This is a genomic window from Rhodococcus sp. OK519, assembly GCF_003051005.1.
GTDB lineage: Bacteria > Actinomycetota > Actinomycetes > Mycobacteriales > Mycobacteriaceae > Prescottella.
The window spans coordinates 688,479-702,903 of sequence record NZ_QAOW01000001.1 but is presented as its reverse complement, the minus strand read 5'-3'; the positions used below and the strand labels follow the sequence as shown (position 1 = coordinate 702,903).

Below are 14,425 nucleotides of genomic sequence, written 5' to 3'. Positions count from 1 at the left end.
GACGTGCCATGCTGTGCGCCAGATTCCGTCTCTCCACGGAGTCGACCCCGCGCGTCCACCCGGAATCGCGTCCGGCGGGCGCAGTCGACGAGAGTGCCGCATCACCGCACAGGAGAGGCCGAACATGCACGTTCCCCACAGATTCGTGTCCCGCGCACCACAATTCGAGCCGCTTCCGCGCGAGGTGATTCGCCGGTCCGCGCTCGCTCCGGAGATCGAACCGCGGTCCGGTACCGCCCGCAGGTCACCCCACGACGGGCGTTCACCCCGTCCGTCCCGACCACTGTCGAGCGCCGAAACCACCGACTCTCCCGAGTTGCGCCGGTTCGCCGAGCACGCGCTGCGGCTCACCCTGGAGGTGCTCGACGGACGCCGGACTCCGGCGCAGTTGCGCCCGCTGCTGACCCCGTCCGTCCGCGACCTCGTGCCTGCCCTCGTTCGATCCGCGCCCGGGAGTCGACGCCTGGGCAGCGCAACGCTCACTCGCGTCCATGTCCGGGCCGTCCACACCGACGCGGCGGAGGTGTTCGGCACCTACAACCGCGGCGGCCGGGTGTTCGCCGTCGCCGCGCGTATCGAACGCGGCAAGGGCGCACACCCGGCCGGATGGGCGATCACATCGCTGCGGATCGCCTGACGAGCACGGTCTAGCGCTTGCGCTTGGACTTGGGCGCCTTCTTGGACTTCGCGTCGACCCGGGCCGCTTCGCGACGCTCGCGGCGCGTGGAGTCCGGGGCGTCGGACTCACCGGCGACGCGGCTCACCTGGGCACTGCCGTCCTCGGCGGGGCCCGACAGCGTCAGCCCACGAGGCTGATGGTCGTCCAGACCCTTGGCCCGCAGCGCCACCGGCGCTGCCGCGCCTTCGGGGGCCGACTGCTGCCCGAGCGCCGGACCACCGGCCGCCGCGGCCGCAGCGGATGCCGCGGTCACACTGACGGGGGCGCCGCCGCCCTGCGGGGTTCCGGCCTCGACCTGCAGGTTGAACAGGAACCCGACCGACTCCTCCTTGAGCCCCTCGAGCATGCCGGCGAACATGTCGAAGCCCTCACGCTGGTACTCGACCAGCGGGTCGCGCTGCGCCATCGCACGCAGGCCGATGCCCTCCTTGAGGTAGTCCATCTCGTAGAGGTGCTCACGCCACTTGCGGTCGAGCACCGAGAGCATCACGCGGCGCTCGAGTTCGCGCATGCCGCCCTCACCGGCAACCTCGTTGATCTCGCGCTCGCGGTTGGCGTACGCCTGGTGCGCATCCTTCAGCAGTGCATCGAGGAGGCCCTCGCGGTCGAGGTCGGACTCGCCGGCCTCGGCCGCACCGACGAGTTCCTTGTAGTCGATGCCCACCGGGTACAGCGTCTTGAGTGCCGACCACAACTGCTCGAGATCCCAGTCCTCGACATAGCCCTCGGCGGCGGCGCCGTTGACATACGCGGTCACGACGTCCGTGATCATCGAGTCGATCTGACCCTCGAGGTTCTCGCCCTCGAGGATGCGGCGGCGCTCGGCGTAGATGACGGTGCGCTGCTGGTTCATCACCTCGTCGTACTTGAGGACGTTTTTGCGAATCTCGTAGTTCTGCTGCTCGACCTGCGTCTGCGCGCTCTTGATCGCCTTCGAGACCATCTTGGCCTCGATCGGCACATCGTCCGGCAGGTTCAGTCGCGTCATGATCGATTCGAGCGCGGCGCCGTTGAAGCGCCGCATCAACTCGTCACCGAGTGAGAGGTAGAAGCGGGACTCGCCGGGATCGCCCTGACGACCGGAACGACCGCGCAACTGGTTGTCGATGCGGCGGGACTCGTGACGCTCGGTGCCCAGAACGTAGAGGCCGCCGGCGGCACGGACCTTGTCGGCGTCCTCCTTGACCTCGGCCTTGACCTTGTCGAGGACGCCGTCCCACGCCGCCTCGTACTCCTCCGGGTTGTGCACCGGATCGAGCCCCTGCTTGCGGAGCACGATGTCGGCGATGATGTCCGGGTTACCACCCAGCACGACGTCGGTACCACGGCCGGCCATGTTGGTCGCGACGGTGACGCCGCCGGAACGTCCGGCCTCGGCGACGATGGTCGCCTCCTGCTCGTGGAACTTCGCGTTGAGCACGCTGTGCGCCACGCCACGCTTGGTGAACTGCTTCGACAGGTACTCGGAGCGCTCGACGCTGGTGGTACCGATCAGGACCGGCTGGCCCTTCTCGTGCCGCTCGACGACGTCGTCGACCACCGCGTCGAACTTGGCCTCTTCGGTCTTGTAGATCAGGTCGCCGTTGTCGACGCGGATCAGCGGACGGTTCGTCGGGATCGGGATGACGCCGAGGCCGTACGTCTGGTGCAGCTCGGCGGCCTCGGTCTCGGCGGTACCCGTCATGCCGGAGAGCCGGTCGTACAGGCGGAAGTAGTTCTGCAGCGTGATCGTGGCGAGAGTCTGGTTCTCGGCCTTGATCTCGACCTTCTCCTTGGCCTCGATCGCCTGGTGCATGCCCTCGTTGTAGCGGCGGCCGACGAGGATACGTCCCGTGAACTCGTCGACGATGATGACCTCGCCGTCGCGGACGATGTAGTCCTTGTCGCGCTGGTACAGCTCCTTCGCCTTGATGGAGTTGTTGAGGTAGCTCACCAGGGGCGAGTTCGCGGCCTCGTACAGGTTGTCGATACCGAGCTGGTCCTCGACGAACTCGACTCCGGCCTCGTGGACACCGATCGTGCGCTTCTTGATGTCCACCTCGTAGTGGACGTCGCGCTTGAGCAGCGGCGCGATGCGGGCGAACTCGCCGTACCACTTGCTGGATGCGTCGGCCGGCCCCGAGATGATCAACGGGGTGCGGGCCTCGTCGATGAGGATCGAGTCGACCTCGTCGACGACAGCGAAGTTGTGGCCGCGCTGCACCAGGTCGTCGAGGCTGTGCGTCATGTTGTCACGCAGGTAGTCGAACCCGAACTCGTTGTTCGTGCCGTACGTGATGTCCGCGGCGTACGCCTTGCGCCGCTGCGCGGGCGTCATACCGGACAGGATCACGTCGACCTCGAGCCCGAGGAAGCGGTGGACACGGCCCATCCACTCCGAGTCGCGCTTGGCGAGGTAGTCGTTGACGGTGACGACGTGCACGCCGTCCCCGGAGATCGAGTTGAGGTACGCCGGGAGCACACAGGTCAGGGTCTTGCCCTCACCGGTCTTCATCTCCGCGACGTTGCCGAAGTGCAGCGCCGCGCCACCCATGACCTGGACGTCGAAATGACGCTGACTGAGCACGCGGCTCGCGGCCTCGCGGGCAACCGCAAAGGCCTCGGGCAGCATGTCGTCGAGGGTCTCGCCATCGGCGTAGCGCTTCTTGAACTCGTCGGTCTTGGCCCGCAGCTGCTCGTCGGAGAGCGCCTCGACCTCGGGAGAGAGGGAGGAGACATGGTCGGCGATCTGCTTGAGCCGCTTGACCATGCGACCCTCACCTACACGGAGCAGCTTCGATAGCGACAGTGACGGCACGGTCCTCTTCGTCCTCAATCCAGGTGTCGGGTTCCAGGTGTCGGTGTATCAGTGGGCAGATACGTGACAAACGGGATCCGGCCGAGGTCGGGCGACCCCAGCCGGATCCCATGGTATGCGCAATCACAGTCGGGCGAGTAGACCGACCGCCCGCAATGTCACGCCAAGCGAATCAATCCGTAGTCGAACGCGTGGCGGCGGTACACGACGGAGGCCCGGTCGGTCTCCTTGTCGTGGAACAGGTAGAAGTCGTGGCCGACCAGTTCCATCTCGTACAGCGCGTCGTCGACGGTCATCGGCGCGGCGGAGTGGACCTTCTTGCGCACGATCTGTCCCGGACCGGGCGGAGCCTCGCCGTCCAGTGAGAGATCGCGGTCGATGGCCAGCGAATCATCTTGCGCGAGAGTGGCAGTGGCCTCCGCGACGGAGACCGGCGTCTTCTCCCCGTAGTGGACCTTTCGACGATCCTTGGTCCGACGCAATCGACTTTCCAGCTTGGCAGTCACGGATTCGAATGCCGCATAGAAACTGTCCGCACTCGCTTCGGCGCGGACGACGGGGCCCTTGCCTCGCGCCGTGATCTCGACGCGCTGGCAACTCTTGGCCTGTCGGCGGTTGCGTTCGTGTTGGAGTTCCACGTCGAAGTGGAAGATGGTGGGATCGAAGCGCTCGAGTCGTGCGAGCTTCTCGGAAACGTAGACCCGGAAATGATCCGGCACTTCTACGTTGCGTCCTTTGACGACGATTTCGGCGTTGCTCACGCCTGCGGTACTCGGAGCCTCCGCCGTTGCGGTGTCCTCGTCGAAGAAAACTGAGGCTTGCGTAGGGGTCGTCACTCGTACCTCCCGATTAACGGCCGGCCCACTGAAGTGAGACCGGCGAGTTTCGATCTCGACCGGGCGGGGAACCACCCGGCATCAGAACGTGAAATATCACCTCCCACCTGTGTCTTCGGGTGTGATGGCGACGCTAGTACGTAACCGCTCTGTGTGCCACTCTTCAGAGGGATTTCACCGGTGTGTCGTCGACGACATTCGCCCGAATCGACGGTTTCCTCCTGGTGTCGGCCCTGCGCCCGTTTTGCCGGATCACGCGGCGGCGACCACGATCACCGCCGCGACCTGCACTCCTGCCGACCGGAGTGCCCGCACCGACTCGGCCGACGTGGCTCCTGTCGTCACGACGTCGTCGATCAGGACCACTTCGAGCGTGCGGTCGGCAATTTCCGAAATTCGGTCGCCCACTGACGGCGCGACCACGATGCGGCCCCCGATGTTGTCCTGCCGCTGCCCCGCCGACAGCCCCACCGAATCCCGCACGCCGCGGCGCATCGACAGCACCGGGGACACGCGGCAGTCCGCTTCCAGGCAGGCCGCGGCGGCTCGCACGGCGCGGAGCACCGGATCGCCCCCACGGACCCGTGCGGCGCGGGCTCGGGTGGGCGCGGGGACCAGGCAGAGCCGGGACGACTCCGCCGGCGACAACTCTCCCCACCCCCGCAGGACGCCGACGGCACCCGACAGGGCGGCACCGAGTGGCGCGGCGAGGTCGCGCCGACCGCGCTCCTTCGCCGCGATCACCGCGTTCCTGCGCGGCCCCGAGTAGTGCCCGAGCGCCCACACCGGCACACCGGGGTCCACTCGAGGCGTGACCGCGATCGGAACATCGGCGAGGGCGCGGCGGCACCGCTCGCACCACATGGTCCCGGAGACGCTGCAGCCCCCGCACTCTGCGGGCAGGAGCAGGTCGAGGAGTGTGCGCACACGGGCAGTGTGCCGCCCACCACCGACACAGGTGGGCCCGCGTCAGCCCGGAAGGACCGGAATCGCCTTTGTGCCGGTCAGTCCGGGCACCTCACGCCAGTACCGGTCGCCGGCCGGGTCGTTGTTGTTGAGCTGGAACACCGCTCGCGCGTCCGCGACGTACTCGGTGGTCGACGTCGCGTCGACGGCCGTCACCGGCGACGTCAGGTTCCGGCTCGGCAGCGAGTCCATGCGCGACCCGTCGACCGCCAACTGGACCACCGGGACGTCGGATCCGCCGCGGGCCACCACGACCGTGTCCCCGTTGCTCCAGTCGAGCGAGATGGCCGGGCCGCCGAGCCCGTGTGCGATGGCACGCGGACTCGTGAGCGAGTACGCCCCGTCCGGCATCTGGACCACCGTGGCGACATAGACCTTGCCGTCGACGATCAGTGCCGCACGGACACCGTCGCGGGAGAGCCTCAGCTCCGTGATCGGCCCGCCGAGCACGCTGATCGCCCCGGATTCGACGTTCATGGTGGTCAGCTTGCCGGTGCCGGTCTCGCGCACCACCCGCACCACTGTCGAACCGTTCACGACGGCCCACACGCTGGCACCGTCGAGACCCCAGGACGGTCGTGTCACCGACTGCGCCTCGAGTGCGGTAGCCACGCTGCCGTCGTAGGTCCCCACCACCAGCGCGGTCTGCGGTTCGGGCGCCGGGCGCCGTGTCTCGGCGACCGCCGCCGCGAGTGCTCCGTCACGCGAGATCGCGACCGAACGGAGATTGTCCGATGCCCCGAAGTACCCGGGGACGGGCATGACGACCGCGTCCTCGACGCTGACGAGGCCGCCGCCGCGCAGAGCATGCAGCCCGACGGTGGCACTGGTCGTCGCGAGCGGGTTCAACGACGCCACGTCCGCTGTGGTCCACCCGTCCGGGTAGCGGGCATCGAGCGGCTGACCGTCGGCCATCAGCACGTACGGTCCGGAGATGTCGGCGTTGGCCAGCGTCCACACCACCTGTGCCGCAAGCAGTTCACGCGACTGCGCATTCATCTTGCTCAGACCCTGGAAGTCCACGCGGATGCCGCCGAGTCCGACTCCGACCTGCGACGAACGCCCGTCCGCCTTCGTGATGGTGCCGAGCACGGACACCCCGGAGCCGAGTTCGTTACGCACCGCACCGGCGAGCGACGGCTTCGGTCCGTCGATGAGCAGGCCGATCAACTGCGTCGCCATCTGATCCTGGCTCGCCGCGACCCACCGGGGGTCCGGAACCACGGTCGTCGCGCTCGGGTCGAGGAAGTACAACGCTTTGCGCTGGTAGGAGTTCAAGAACTGAGGCCGGTCCATGATGACACCGGACGGCAGGTCGTCGATGCGCCATTCGCCGTCGACCCTCACCCAGCTGAACTTCGCCTCGTAGGTGCCCTCCTGCGCCTGGTAGAGACCACCCGGCTCGAGCTGTCCCACGCGGTTGGCACGGATCGTGTACACCGCGCGGTCCGCGGTGCGCGACTCGAGGATGAGGTCGATCTTGTCGACGATCGTCGCGCTCGCGGCGTCGTCCCACCGCGCCGAGGTGTCCTTGGTCAGGAACTGACGCGCGGCCAGGTGCCGGTTGGTCGGATCGGTGCTCGCCTTGACGAAGTCCCGCAGCAACAGATCCGGTTCCCGCCCCGGCGCCGGAGCCTCGACGCTCGTCGTCGGCATCGCGCGCTCGATCGTTCCGATAGCCTGCGGCGCAGACGAATCCGGCAGGTTGGCGCAGCCCGTCACCCCGATGAGCACCGCCCCGACGACCGCGCACACCGCCGCACGCGTCCGGCTCACGATTCCTTCTCCCGCACCCTCGGCACGGTGGGGCTCTCGTCCGGATCGGGCTGGGGCTCCATCGGCTGATCGGCCTCCGTCACGGCGGGTTCGGACGCGGGCGGGGCGAGCGGCGCCGAAGGAGCCGGGAACGGGGAGAGCGAGGCCTCCACGACTGCGCCGTCGGCCATCGAGGTGTCGGCGGCCTCTGCTGTGTCGGGTGCGCCCGGCAGCGGCTGGCCCTGCAGGTACTTCGCGGTGCCCGGCTTGAGCGGCAGCGGACTCCTCGTCACCTTGCGACCACGCACACGGGGAAGAGTCAGACGGAAGCACGCACCCGCACCGGGCTCGCCCCAGGCCTCGAGTGTGCCGTTGTGCAGATTGGCGTCCTCGACGCTGATCGCCAGGCCAAGTCCGGTGCCCCCGGACCTCCGGACGCGCGACGGGTCCGACCGCCAGAACCGGTTGAACACCAGCTTCTCCTCCCCTGGGCGCAGACCGACACCCTGATCCCGCACGATGAATGCGGCGGCATCGTCGTCGGCGCGCAAGCGCAGGAGAATGGGCTTGCCTTCACTGTGGTCGATCGCGTTCGCGAGCAGGTTACGCAGAATGCGCTCGACCCGTCGCGGATCGACCTCCGCCACCACCGGCTCCTCGGGCAGGTCGACGATCAGTTCGGTCGACGTCTCCTTCGCGAGATGGCGCACCGTCGAGATGGCGGCACGCGCGCACATCCGTAGATCCAGTTGTTCGGACGCCAACTCCGCAACACCGGCGTCGTGTCGCGAGATCTCGAGCAGATCCCCGAGCAGGCTCTCGAAGCGGTCCAGCTCGGCGACCAGGAGCTCCGACGATCGTTTGAGCACCGGGTCGAGGTCGTCGCTGCTGTCGTGGATCAGGTCGGCTGCCATTCGCACGGTGGTCAGCGGAGTCCGGAGCTCGTGGCTGACGTCGGACGTGAACCGCTTCTGCAGATTGCCGAACTCCTCGAGCTGCGTGATCTGCTTCGACAGGCTCTCGGCCATCTCGTTGAACGACATCGCCAGCCGGGCCATGTCGTCCTCGCCGCGGACCGGCATGCGTTCCTTGAGCCGGCCGTCCGCGAACCGGACCGCGATACGCGACGCCGACCGGATCGGCAGCACGACCTGCCTGGCCACGAGCATCGAGATCGCGGCGAGCAGCACGGCCAACACCGCACCACCGATCAGCAGCGTTCCGCGCATCAATGACAGGCTGCTGTCCTCGCTCGCGAGCGGGAACACCAGGTACAGCTCGAGCGTGGAGATGTCCGAGGCGGTGGGGCTGCCGATGATGAGCGCGGGACCGGAGTATCCGTCGGGATCGTTGACCGTCGCGAACTGGTAGCTGATCTGGTTGGCGCGGACGAACTCACGCAGACTCTCGGGGACCTGGCTGGCCGGCCCACTGGACGTGGGCTCACGCGGCCCGTCGCCCGGCACGATGAGGACGGGGTCGAACGTACCCGCGGACCCCGACGTCTGGCCCCCGTCGGTCTCGCGGTTGGTCAGGGCGAGCCGGGCCGCGTCCAAGCGAACCTGCAGCGATCCGCTGTCGTCGGCGCCGGACAACTGCGCCTCGACCGTGCTGCGGGCACGGTCGAGCTCCTCGCTCGCCGCGGTGATCTTCGCGTCGAGGAGGCGATCGGTGATCTGACTGGTGAGCACCACACCGAGAATCGTGATGACGATCAATGACAGCGACAGCGCCGAGACAACCACCCGGAGCTGGAGCGACCTCCGCCACGAATGGGCGAGCCAATTGCCGGAAGCCCGGCACCAGCGGATCAGTGGCGAGAATGCCCTGTTGACCCGCCGGCGTTTTCTGCCGGCACCGATCACGGCGGTCCGGCCTTGTAGCCGACCCCCCTGACGGTGAGAACCACTTCGGGATTCTCAGGATCCTTCTCGACCTTGGCGCGCAGGCGCTGAACGTGCACGTTCACCAGGCGGGTGTCGGCGGCGTGACGGTAGCCCCACACCTGCTCGAGCAGCACCTCGCGGGTGAACACCTGACGCGGCTTGCGGGCAAGCGCCACCAGCAGATCGAACTCGAGCGGCGTCAGCGAGATCAACGCGTTGTCGCGCGTGACCTTGTGCGCCGGGACGTCGATCATGATGTCGCCGATGCTGAGCACCTCGGCGGGCTCCTCCTCCGTGCGACGCAGGCGCGCGCGGACCCGGGCGACCAGTTCCTTCGGCTTGAACGGCTTCATGATGTAGTCGTCGGCGCCGGACTCGAGCCCGAGAACGACGTCGACGGTGTCGGTCTTGGCCGTGAGCATCACGATCGGCACACCCGACTCCGCCCGGATCACACGGCACACGTCGATGCCGTTCATGCCGGGAAGCATCAGGTCGAGCAGCACCAGGTCAGGCCGCGTCTCCCGAACCGCCGCGAGTGCCTGGCTGCCGTCGCCCACCACGTAGGGTTCGAACCCCTCACCGCGAAGCACGATGGTGAGCATCTCGGCGAGCGCCGTGTCATCGTCGACAACCAGAATCCTTGGCTTCATATCCCTATCGTTACATCTTCGAGGCTGCTTGATGTGGAAAGACGCGTACGCGCCGCGGCGTGCCGCTCAATGTCACCGCGGCGTGCCGCTCAATGTCACCGCGGCGTGCCGCTCAATGTCACGGCGACGTGCCGCTCAATGTTGCGGCGGCGGGCATGTCCGCTGATGCAAGACTGCCAGTTTATCGGCCAGGATGCCCGGATCGGTATCGGGTGTGAGCGTCCACCACGGCGAGTTCCAGTCCGCTGCGGCCAACTCGCGGTACACCTCGCCGGTCCGCTTCTGCAGGCCGCTGTCCTTCTCGTACGCGTCCAGTGCCCGGGAGCTGTCGACCGCCTCACGCCTGCGTGCGCGTTCCTCCGCGAGCGCGACAGGCACGTCCAGGTACAGCTGGAGATCCGGGCGCGGCAGCCCGAGCCGGTCGAACTCGAGATTCTCGATCCAGCCGACGAACTCGCCGTCGCCCTGCTCGTGCATCCGCGCGGCGCCGTACGCGGCGTTGGAGGCGACGTAGCGGTCGAGAATGACGATGTCGTGTGCGGCGACGAGTTCCCGCAGCCGGTCGGCCGTGCCCGCGCGGTCGAGCGCGAACATCACCGCCATCGCGTGCACCGACCCGCTCAGGTCGCCGTGCGCACCCTTGAGCGCCTCGGACGCGAGGTCTGCATGGATCGATGCGCCGTAGCGGGGAAAGTCGAGAGTGGCGACGTCCAGGCCGTCCGATTCGAGTCGAGCGACGACCTTGCCGACGAGCGTCCGTTTGCCGGCACCGTCGAGCCCCTCCAGGGCAATCAGAATTCCCACGAGGGTCGAGCCTATCGGTGTGCGACCGCGGACGCCGGAAGCCCGCGGTGGGAGGGCCCCGGCGTCGCCGGCCCGGCGCACTCGAGACCGCCCCGATCCGGTCACCGGCGATCGGGACGTCCCCGGGCACGAGGTGGGCGGACAACGGCAGCGGCCGGGGATCGTGACGACGATCCCCGGCCGTTGCCGACTGCGCTTACGACGAATGCCGCATGTGAATCAGTAGCGGTAGTGCTCCGGCTTGTACGGGCCCTCGACGTCGACGCCGATGTAGTCGGCCTGATCCTTCGTCAGCTTGGTGATGGAACCCCCGAGCGCCTCGACGTGGATCTTTGCGACCTTCTCGTCGAGATGCTTGGGCAGACGGTAGACCTCGTTGTCGTACTCCTCCGGCTTGGTCCACAGCTCGATCTGCGCGATCGTCTGGTTTGCGAAGGAGTTCGACATCACGAACGACGGGTGACCGGTCGCGTTGCCGAGGTTGAGCAGGCGGCCCTCGGACAGCACGATGATCGAGTGTCCGTCGGCGAACGTGAACTCGTCGACCTGCGGCTTGATGTTGATCCGCGTGACATCACCCGCGCGCTCGAGACCGGCCATGTCGATCTCGTTGTCGAAGTGACCGATGTTGCCCAGGATCGCCTGGTGCTTCATCTGCTTCATGTGCTCGAAGGAGATGATGTCCTTGTTGCCGGTCGCCGTGATGACGATGTCGGCCTCGCCGATGAACTCCTCGACGGTCTTGACGTTGAACCCGTCCATCAGCGCCTGCAGCGCGTTGATCGGATCCACCTCGGTGACCGTGACGCGGGCGCCCTGGCCACGCAGCGCCTCCGCGCAACCCTTGCCGACGTCGCCGTAGCCACACACCAGCGCGGCCTTGCCACCGATGAGAACGTCGGTGCCGCGGTTGATGCCGTCGAGCAGCGAGTGGCGGGTGCCGTACTTGTTGTCGAACTTGCTCTTGGTGACCGAGTCGTTGACGTTGATCGCCGGGAACGCCAGCTCACCGGCGGCGGCGAACTGGTACAGGCGCAGCACGCCGGTGGTGGTCTCCTCGGTGACACCCTTGACGGACTCCGCGACCGCGGTCCACTTACCGGCGTCGGCCTCGAGGGACTTGCGCAGCAGCGCCAGGAACACCTTGTACTCGTCCGAGTCGTGCTCGTCGTCGGTAGGCGGCACGACGCCGGCCTTCTCGTACTGTGCGCCGCGCAGCACCAGCATCGTGGCGTCACCGCCGTCGTCGAGGATCATGTTCGCGGTGGTGCCGGGCCACGTGAGCATCTGTTCGGCGGCCCACCAGTACTCCTCGAGAGTCTCGCCCTTCCACGCGAACACCGGGACGCCCTTGGGCTCCTCCTCGGTGCCGTGCGGACCGACGACGACGGCCGCGGCCGCGTGATCCTGTGTCGAGAAGATGTTGCACGACGCCCATCGAACTTCAGCACCGAGCGCGACCAGGGTCTCGATCAGAACCGCGGTCTGGATCGTCATGTGCAGCGAGCCGGACACGCGAGCACCCTTGAGCGGCAACACGTCTGCGTACTCGCGCCGCAGCGCCATCAGGCCCGGCATCTCGTGCTCGGCCAGCCGGATCTCCTTGCGGCCGAACTCGGCGAGCGACAGATCCGCCACCTTGAAATCGATACCGTTACGCTGCTCGGCCACGGGCGCCGCTGAAACTGAGGACGTCATGTGTCTCTCCTGTTCGCTGTCTGGAATGCATTCAGGCTATCGGGTAGCCCTGCACCCCGGAGACGGGCAGTGCCTCACGCCCGGGTCACGACGTCGACGAAGGGGGACAGCAGCGCCGCCAACTCGCGCGCATCGTCCCGATCGGACGTCGGAGGCATCGACACGTAGCTGAGCGCGATGCGCACGATGCCGTGGCTCAGCACCGTCGAATCGGTGTCCGACGCCTGAATCCAGCTCAGCCTGAAGGTCTCTGCCAGCCGCCCCGTGGCGCGCTCGATCAGCGGTGCGCTGTCGGTGGTCACGATGCGCAGTAGGTCCGGTTTCGCGGCGCCCGTCCGCAACGATCGAACCAGCGGATCGGCGCCGCTGGCCTGGAAGAAGACAGTGAAGCCGTCCACCAACGCGGTGTGGGCGTCGCCCTCGTGTCGGTACACCGCGTCCGCGACCGCGTCGACGAACCTGTCGACCAGGCGCAGCGCGTAACCGTTCGCGAGACCCTGCCGGGACCCGAACTCGTTGTACAGCGTCTGACGACTGACCCCCACCACGGCCGCGACGTCCGTCATCGTGACTCCCGACCAATCGCGTTCGAGCAGGAAGTCGTGGACCGTATCCAGGATCGATTCACGCAGGAGAAGACGCGACGCCTCCTGATACGGCACCCGCGAATGTGGCTCGGTCATGGCGTCGACCCTATCGGCGCAGAATGGTCGCGGCTCAGCTGCGCTCGACCTCGACCATGAAGAAGTCCTCCTTCGCGGCACCACAGTCGGGGCAGCGCCAGTCGTCCGGAATGTCCTCCCACAGGGTGCCGGGCGCGATGCCCTCGTCCGGCCAGCCCAACCCCTCGTCGTACTCGAATCCGCACTGCGCGCACTGATAGAGCTTGTAGTCCTTCATGATCACTGTCCTGTTCCCCGTCACACGGGTTCGAAATCGATCTTCTCCCGGACCCCGCAGTCGGGGCAGCACCAGTCGTCGGGCACCGACATCCATTCGGTACCGGCGGGAAATCCTTCACGAGGCGCCCCCGTGGCCTCGTCGAACACGTACTCGCACACCGGACACCGATACGCGCTCATGCCGCTCCCCCGTATCCCGCGAGCAGCTTTTCCCGCTTGCTCGGCTGCAGATTGACCTTCGTGATGTCGCCGTCGTAGTGGGCCAGGACCTTCCGGTCCATCACCGCGCGCCACAGCGGCGGCACGTACGCCAGCATGATCATGCTGGCGTACCCGCTCGGCAGGGTCGGCGCAATGTCCATGCTGCGCAACGTCTGGTAGCGACGCGTCGGGTTGGCGTGGTGGTCGCTGTGCCGCTGCAGGTGGTACAGAAAGATGTTGGTGCAGATGTGATCACTGTTCCAACTGTGCGCGGGCGTGCACCGCTCGAAGCGGCCGCTCTGGGTGCGCTGACGCAGCAGTCCGTAGTGCTCGAGATAGTTGACGGTCTCGAGGAGCGTGAACCCGAACACGGCCTGCAACACCAGATACGGCGTCACCTCCCAGCCGAAGATCGCGATCATCGCCCCGAACAGCACCACCGACATCAGCCACGCATTCAGGACGTCGTTGTGAATTGTCCACGGCCCCTTGCCGAGACGTCCGAGACGCGCCTTCTCGAGGTGCCACGACGAGCGCATGCTGCCCCACACGCTGCGCGGCAGGAACGCCCAGAAGCTCTCCCCGAAGCGGGAACTCGCCGGATCCTCCGGTGTCGCGACGCGCACGTGATGGCCGCGGTTGTGCTCGATGTAGAAGTGCCCGTAGAACGACTGCGCGAGCGTGATCTTCGACAGCCACCGTTCCAGTTCGTCCTTCTTGTGACCGAGTTCGTGCGCGGTGTTGATGCCGATGCCGGCCACGCACCCGACGCTGATGGCCAGACCGATCTTCGAGATCACCCCCAGACCGCCGTCGATTCCGAGCCACCCGAGGTCGTCCGCGGACCACAGGTAGCAGGCGACCACCACGGTCACGATCTGCAGCGGAATGTAGGCGTACGTGCACCAGCGGTAGTAGCGATCGTTCTCGAGTTGTTCCATCATCTCGTCGGGCGGGTTCTGGCCGTCGGCACCGAACGCCAGATCGAGAATGGGCAGCAGCACATAGACGAGCAGCGGACCGATCCACCACCACACCGGAGCGACGGCCTCCAGCCCGATTCGGTTGAACAGCCAGACGAGTCCGAGCGCGAGGAAGATCGCGGTCGGCGGGATCAGCCCCAGCAACCACAGGTAGCGCTTCTTGTCCCGCCAGACCGGCGCGTTCGTGTCGACCGCTTCGCCCGCCACCATCGTCGTCCCCTTCCTCGAGGCCACTCGATAGTGAGCGGCATCACCCTGAAGTGGA

13 protein-coding genes are annotated in these 14,425 nt (G+C 67.1%); 1 reads left to right on the top strand and 12 read right to left on the bottom strand.

Annotated features, from left to right (window positions below; all coding sequences use genetic code 11):
• The first annotated feature begins 124 nt into the window (after positions 1–124).
• A complete protein-coding gene (locus C8K36_RS03350) occupies positions 125–637 on the top strand; it encodes an Rv3235 family protein (protein ID WP_107982993.1) in 513 nt (170 codons plus the stop codon).
• A 10-nt stretch (positions 638–647) separates the two neighbouring features.
• Here the strand turns inward: C8K36_RS03350 and secA are convergent, their stop codons facing one another.
• The 12 genes from secA to C8K36_RS03290 all read right to left on the bottom strand — a co-directional run bounded on the left by secA (position 648) and on the right by C8K36_RS03290 (position 14,370).
• Positions 648–3,476, bottom strand: coding sequence for a preprotein translocase subunit SecA (gene secA / locus C8K36_RS03345; protein ID WP_107982992.1), 2,829 nt, complete (start codon positions 3,474–3,476; stop codon positions 648–650).
• Positions 3,477–3,634: 158 nt separating this feature from the next.
• Positions 3,635–4,312 carry a ribosome hibernation-promoting factor, HPF/YfiA family gene (hpf, locus tag C8K36_RS03340; protein ID WP_107982991.1) on the bottom strand — a complete coding sequence of 226 codons (678 nt, stop codon included), beginning with the start codon at positions 4,310–4,312 and terminating at the stop codon, positions 3,635–3,637.
• 252 nt (positions 4,313–4,564) lie between these two features.
• Positions 4,565–5,239 (bottom strand): ComF family protein, encoded by a 675-nt coding sequence (locus C8K36_RS03335; RefSeq protein ID WP_107982990.1) that lies wholly within the window; start codon positions 5,237–5,239, stop codon positions 4,565–4,567.
• Between the two features lie 42 nt (positions 5,240–5,281).
• Positions 5,282–7,054: an MtrAB system accessory lipoprotein LpqB gene (gene lpqB, locus C8K36_RS03330; protein WP_107982989.1), complete on the bottom strand. Its 1,773-nt coding sequence runs from the start codon at positions 7,052–7,054 to the stop codon at positions 5,282–5,284.
• Positions 7,051–8,898, bottom strand: coding sequence for an MtrAB system histidine kinase MtrB (gene mtrB, locus C8K36_RS03325; protein WP_107982988.1), 1,848 nt, complete (start codon positions 8,896–8,898; stop codon positions 7,051–7,053). Before mtrB ends, lpqB begins: the two co-directional genes overlap by 4 nt.
• Complete coding sequence (mtrA, locus tag C8K36_RS03320; protein WP_107982987.1) at positions 8,895–9,572, bottom strand: MtrAB system response regulator MtrA; 678 nt, start codon at positions 9,570–9,572, stop codon at positions 8,895–8,897. The genes mtrB and mtrA overlap by 4 nt, the downstream gene beginning before the upstream one ends.
• 135 nt (positions 9,573–9,707) lie before the next feature.
• Complete coding sequence (locus tag C8K36_RS03315; protein WP_107982986.1) at positions 9,708–10,376, bottom strand: dTMP kinase; 669 nt, start codon at positions 10,374–10,376, stop codon at positions 9,708–9,710.
• A gap of 219 nt (positions 10,377–10,595) precedes the next feature.
• A complete protein-coding gene (gene ahcY / locus C8K36_RS03310) occupies positions 10,596–12,074 on the bottom strand; it encodes an adenosylhomocysteinase (protein WP_107982985.1) in 1,479 nt (492 codons plus the stop codon).
• 74 nt (positions 12,075–12,148) lie between these two features.
• Positions 12,149–12,757, bottom strand: a complete 609-nt coding sequence (locus C8K36_RS03305) for a TetR/AcrR family transcriptional regulator (RefSeq protein WP_107982984.1) — start codon at positions 12,755–12,757, stop codon at positions 12,149–12,151.
• Between the two features lie 34 nt (positions 12,758–12,791).
• Positions 12,792–12,974 (bottom strand): rubredoxin, encoded by a 183-nt coding sequence (locus C8K36_RS03300; protein WP_107983729.1) that lies wholly within the window; start codon positions 12,972–12,974, stop codon positions 12,792–12,794.
• A gap of 20 nt (positions 12,975–12,994) precedes the next feature.
• Positions 12,995–13,156, bottom strand: coding sequence for a rubredoxin (locus C8K36_RS03295; protein ID WP_107982983.1), 162 nt, complete (start codon positions 13,154–13,156; stop codon positions 12,995–12,997).
• Positions 13,153–14,370, bottom strand: coding sequence for an alkane 1-monooxygenase (locus tag C8K36_RS03290; RefSeq protein ID WP_107982982.1), 1,218 nt, complete (start codon positions 14,368–14,370; stop codon positions 13,153–13,155). The genes C8K36_RS03295 and C8K36_RS03290 overlap by 4 nt, the downstream gene beginning before the upstream one ends.
• Positions 14,371–14,425: the final 55 nt, after the last annotated feature.